Genomic DNA, 3,470 nt, shown 5'->3' with positions numbered 1-3,470 from the left:
TAGACGAAATTTCGTCTACCCTTTTATAAATATGAAAGCTAATACAGAAATTGGGGGATTCTAATGGAATACGTATATGCTGAAACCTTAAAAAAAGAATTCAAAGTGTTAGCAAGTTTTTATACCGAACAGGTTAAAGGAGAGGAATTTCACTGCCGGAAAATTGCTTTTGTTATGCAAAAAGGGATACAAAATATTCAAAGACCAGATGCATTTATCATTTTAATGAATCCAGGATCATCTGCTCCAAAAGGTAAAAAATCTTCCTCTCCGTTCTTATATTTAGAAGTACCCAGTAAATTACCATTAGTGGAGGCAAAACCGGATCCCACTCAATATCAAATTATGAGGTTAATGAGATTAAAGGGCTGGAATTGTGTAGGGATATTGAATCTCTCCGATATACGTGCTGGAAATTCAGATGAATTTAAGATTCTATTAGAGAAGGCTGAGTTAACTGGTTTTCATTCCCATAGCATTTTCTCTTCGACTAGAATAAATGAGTTAGTGTCCATTATTAATAGCAGCAATGGACCAATTATAACAGCTTGGGGAACAAATGAACTACTCGAACCTTTGGCGAATCGGGCATTAAGTATATTACCTTCATCTCGATTAAAGGGTTTAGAGCATATAAACAAACCCTTCTATTATCATATCAATCCAATTTTAAAAGAACGGCAACTAGAAGTACTAACCAAGCTTCAAGAAATGATCTAAATATAAGTGGGAGTTAGGTTAATGGATCAAACAAATTAATAACGTATTTATTTATCAGATTACGAGATATATGCCTCAAGAGTAGAATATGTGAAAGGTTCATGTGTAAGTAGGATCTCATTAGCAACAATCTATACGAAAAAAGCCTAAAATAAATATATATGTTAAAATGTGGTAAAGGGGTGTTTGTTATGAAAGAAGAAATTAATCCATTTAATGATGTAATAGACCACATAAATAAAATAGAAGGAAATTCTGCAAATATAAGTAAGGATGGGGTAAAAAAGTTGCCAAAACCATTAAAATATTTGGGGTATTTTATGACTGGCTTCTTATCAATATCCATCTTGTTAATGATTATTTTAAATTTATTACACTAACCGATACTTGATTCTTAACTGGCTGCCACTCAATGGTGGCCTTTCTTATTGCACTAAAGAATCAGATTAGTTGAAGAAGGTTTTTTTTGGATTTTCGTGGAATATATTACCTTAAAAGGTCTGGTATTGATGTAATATTCACATTGTGATTAACCAGACAGTGTCATTAAAAGCAGGAGACATAATTACGTTTGAACGAACTTTTACATTTTACAGTAAGAGATGTTGAATTATTTACTGAGATTTCAGGGGATGAAGGGATACATCATATAACCCCAGATGAACAAGGAAGACTTGTCATTCAAGGGTTACTAACTACAACTCTGCCAACAAAAATAGCTGGAGATAATAACGTACTGGCTCGTAGTACGAGTTTTGAGTTTTTAAGACCTGTTTTTACAGGAGATACAATAGTTTGTATAGTTAAAATTGAGAAATACGAAAGGCAAGAAAATAATAGAACATTGTTTGTTGCATCCTTTTTATGTAAAAATCAGAATGAAAAAGAAGTATTGAAAGGAGATGTATCAGGCGTAATTCTTTAAACTTTATTATAATATCGAGAGCAATATCGAAATCTACGGGACAGCATTACTGTAATAACTAAACAGAGTTAATATATTTAAAACCAGATAGTTTGTGAATAAATGTACTGATATGAACGAAACTGTCAATGCTCCCTACACAAATTGATTTTGGTTCGGTTTTTGGGAAACTCTAAGAAGAGAGAAGCGTTTTTCGGCTTCTTTGCTATTAGTTGGGATTCACCCTTTCAAGGCTAGGGGAGCTCCTTCTCAGCTTACTGTCTGCTATACTTTGTAAAGCTGAGAATGAATCAAATTACTCCTTTCATATTAATATAAAAAGTTAAGCACACGGCACCAAGGCGCACTCTGATATTCGTGGGTTTTCACATTTTATCTTTCCGTATAAAGGTGCTTCCACTAACTTTTTTGCTAGTTTAATCGAATCTCTACGGTCAGTTTTAATACGTTCACCTGGTTTTTTAGGAATTAAAGATGGTGCGATTACTTCACAGTCAATTCCCAAGGTAAGAAAAAGTCGATGTAAACCATAGCCAGTTAGTCTAGCTTCATAACACACTCGAAGATTCTCTTTTTCTCCAAGTTTTTTTACTAACTTTCTAATGGATTCCGGAGTGTTAGGAATCATTCCCCAATACCTTGGCTCATCACGACCTTCATCTGCAATGGCAACGGCAATTTTTTCCTTTGAAACGTCTAAACCTACATATTTAAAGTATCCTTCATAATAGCTAGCTCCTTTCGTAATGTTGCTCTGATTTGGTTTGTTTTTTCCAGTAAACAGTGAAACCAAATTAACCTACGGTGTTACGAATAAGGAGCTAGTTTTGTTCATGATAACTTAAACTATCGGGTGCATGAGTTTAAGTTCAGAATAACGGCAAAAATTATCTTGTCCCATATAACCAATTATTAGCAATGAAACAAGGGCCTTTATTTAGGCTCATCCATAAGCATTGTTTTTTTATCAATATTCTATAAAACTTCAACGTGAAATAGGCTCTTTATTTAGTAACAGGGACCTAAGAGAAAACATAATTTGTTGAAGAGAATACACAGATTATCTAATGTATTGACACAAAACTGACAATTTATTTTTCAGTTCTCTATTCAGGTTTAACCTGATTATAAATATCAAAGGGGGGACAAAATGCAGAATTCCCAAAATGATCTTCAAACGTTAGGGATGGATCATTACCAAGTGGGGCAGTTAATTCCGATGGATTTTCAAACTCAAGATTCAAGTTTATTTGACGCTAGGCGTTGCGGTGGTTTTGGCCGTTGCGGCGGTTTTGGTCGCTGCGGTGGCTTTGGTCGCTGTGGCGGTTTTGGCGGTTGCTTCGGTTTTAGTTGTTTTGGATGTGGTGGATGTGGTGGCTGCTATAACGGATACTATAACGGATTCTATAACTGCTATAACTGTGTCAGCGTTGTTTTTATTTAAACATTTCCGGAAATTTTTTTTGAAAAGTGTCCCTGCAAATAACGCAGGGGCACTTCTTTACAGTTTCTCATATTGGAGAAAAAATCGTACTTAAACTATCCTGAAAATAATTTTCTGAGAACTAAGAAAAATGGCAAATTCAAAAGTATTTTGTTACTCAGTAGGAACATAATTTCACTTGAAAAAGGTGTTTTTTATCTACGTGACGTTTGTACAATAAGGAGGGAACAACTAGGTGCAAAAGTTATAGTGGGAACGGATCGCAGTCCCTGTTTTTAGTGTTCTAACTGGGTTGTGGAACAAGGAACATTGAAATTTGATTTCAGTTATACGTTTAATTTTTAAAGCAAATAATATTAACAAATTGTTTTCTTTGTGGTA

At 34.3% G+C, this 3,470-nt stretch carries 4 protein-coding genes and 1 pseudogene; 4 read left to right on the top strand and 1 reads right to left on the bottom strand.

Annotated features, from left to right (window positions below; genetic code table 11):
- Positions 1-63: 63 nt before the first annotated feature.
- From V7161_RS25995 to V7161_RS25985, 3 genes and pseudogenes are all read left to right on the top strand, one after another.
- Positions 64-720 (top strand): hypothetical protein, encoded by a 657-nt coding sequence (locus V7161_RS25995; RefSeq protein WP_335715706.1) that lies wholly within the window; start codon positions 64-66, stop codon positions 718-720.
- A gap of 191 nt (positions 721-911) precedes the next feature.
- The gene (locus V7161_RS25990) at positions 912-1,100 is read left to right on the top strand and encodes an amino acid transporter (RefSeq protein WP_335715705.1); all 189 of its coding nucleotides are present in this window, start codon (positions 912-914) and stop codon (positions 1,098-1,100) included.
- 160 nt (positions 1,101-1,260) lie between these two features.
- Positions 1,261-1,645: pseudogene (locus V7161_RS25985) on the top strand (enoyl-CoA hydratase).
- A gap of 322 nt (positions 1,646-1,967) precedes the next feature.
- On the opposite strand, the gene V7161_RS25980 reads toward V7161_RS25985, so the two are convergent.
- Positions 1,968-2,438, bottom strand: a complete 471-nt coding sequence (locus V7161_RS25980; protein WP_420491671.1) for an IS110 family transposase — start codon at positions 2,436-2,438, stop codon at positions 1,968-1,970.
- 357 nt (positions 2,439-2,795) lie between these two features.
- Here V7161_RS25980 and V7161_RS25975 point away from each other — a divergent pair, with 357 nt between their 5' ends.
- Positions 2,796-3,089, top strand: coding sequence for a heterocycloanthracin/sonorensin family bacteriocin (locus V7161_RS25975; protein ID WP_335715704.1), 294 nt, complete (start codon positions 2,796-2,798; stop codon positions 3,087-3,089).
- The last annotated feature ends 381 nt before the right edge of the window (positions 3,090-3,470 follow it).

The sequence above is a fragment of the Neobacillus drentensis genome (assembly GCF_036965425.1).
In the GTDB taxonomy this organism is placed as follows: domain Bacteria; phylum Bacillota; class Bacilli; order Bacillales; family Cytobacillaceae; genus Neobacillus; species Neobacillus drentensis_F.
The sequence above is the reverse complement of the archived record's forward strand: the minus strand, read 5'-3'. Positions and strand labels throughout refer to the sequence as shown.

What these genes read in the sequence shown, in the direction of transcription:
- V7161_RS25995 (WP_335715706.1), top strand. Translation starts at nt 64, where the DNA reads ATGGAATACGTATATGCTGAAACCTTAAAAAAAGAATTCAAAGTGTTA.
- V7161_RS25990 (WP_335715705.1), top strand. Translation starts at nt 912, where the DNA reads ATGAAAGAAGAAATTAATCCATTTAATGATGTAATAGACCACATAAAT.
- V7161_RS25975 (WP_335715704.1), top strand. Translation starts at nt 2,796, where the DNA reads ATGCAGAATTCCCAAAATGATCTTCAAACGTTAGGGATGGATCATTAC.